At 66.6% G+C, this 1,271-nt stretch carries 1 protein-coding gene; it reads right to left on the reverse strand.

Annotation, left to right across the window (positions count from 1 at the left end; genetic code table 11):
- Positions 1 to 42 precede the first annotated feature (42 nt).
- Positions 43 to 1,254 (reverse strand): IS256 family transposase, encoded by a 1,212-nt coding sequence (locus tag ABT247_RS33500; RefSeq protein WP_350750384.1) that lies wholly within the window; start codon positions 1,252 to 1,254, stop codon positions 43 to 45.
- Positions 1,255 to 1,271 lie beyond the last annotated feature (17 nt).

Below are 1,271 nucleotides of genomic sequence, written 5' to 3' on the forward strand. Positions count from 1 at the left end.
GGTCGTGTCCCTTGATGTGGTGGAGCGGTCGCATGCCAACGGTCATGCGGTGGGCGGAAGTTCATCGTGGGTGGGGTAGATCTGTTCCATGCTGCCCTCGGGTAGGTAGCGGCGCGGGAAGGCGATCCATTCGTCGTGCATCTCGAAGAGCACGGCGGTGACCAGCCGCAGGAGGGCGTCGTCGTTGGGGAAAACCTGGACAACGTCGGTTCGGCGTTTGATCTCGCGGTTGATCCGCTCCAGGGGGTTGGTGGACTGGATCTTCTTCCAATGTCGTTCCGGGAAGGCGGCGAATGCGGTCAGGTCGTCCTTGGCGTCCAGCAGCATCTGCCTGACCTTGGGGAACTGCTTGCCGAGCATGTCGGCGACGGTGTCGAGTTGGGCCCGGACCGCGGCTTCGGCAGGTTGGGCGAAGATCGTGCGGATGGTCGCGGCGACCATCTCGCCGGCGTCCTTCGGGATGACCGCGAACGTGTTGCGCAGGAAGTGAACGCGGCAGCGCTGGTAGGCGGCACCGATCATGACCTTGCGGATCGCTTTGACCAGGCCCGTGTGGTGGTCGGCGATGACCAGCCGGACCCCGCCAAGGCCGCGCTCGCGCAGAGAGCGCAGGAACTCGGCCCAGAAGACCTCGGTCTCGCTGTCGCCGACCATCAGTCCCAGCACCTCGCGGCCGCCGTCCTCGGTGATGCCGGTTGCGACGACCACGGCCCGGGAGACGATCTGGTGGTTCACCCGCGCCTTGCAGTAGGTCGCGTCCAGGTAGACGTAGGGAAAGCGGGTGTGGTCGAGTGGCCGGGTCCGGAAGGCGGTGAGCTGGTCGTCCAGGTCGGCGCAGATCCTGGAGACCTCGCTCTTGGAGATGCCGGTGTCGGCGCCGAGGGCTTTGACCAGGTCGTCGACCGATCGGGTGGACACGCCCAGCACGTAGGCCTCCATGATGACCGCGTAGAGGGCTTGGTCGATGCGGCGCCGGCGCTCCAGCAGGCTGGGGAAGAAGCTGCCCGTGCGGACTTTGGGGATGGCCAGCTCCAGGTCGCCGGCCTGCGTGGTCAGGGTCTTATCGCGATGGCCGTTGCGCCAGGTCGTGCGGGACTCGGTGCGCTCGCCGGGCTCCGCGCCGATCCGGGCGGTGGCCTCGGCCTCGATCAGCTCCTGCAGGATCCGCTGAGCCAGGACCCTGATCAACTCGATTCCGTCCGCCGTACGCAGTGACTCCATGAGGCGGAGTAGGTCAGACTGGGACAAGGCCATCGCGCACCTCTCACTCA

Origin of the sequence: Kitasatospora sp. NPDC001539, assembly GCF_040298565.1 — a bacterium.
Lineage (GTDB): Bacteria > Actinomycetota > Actinomycetes > Streptomycetales > Streptomycetaceae > Kitasatospora.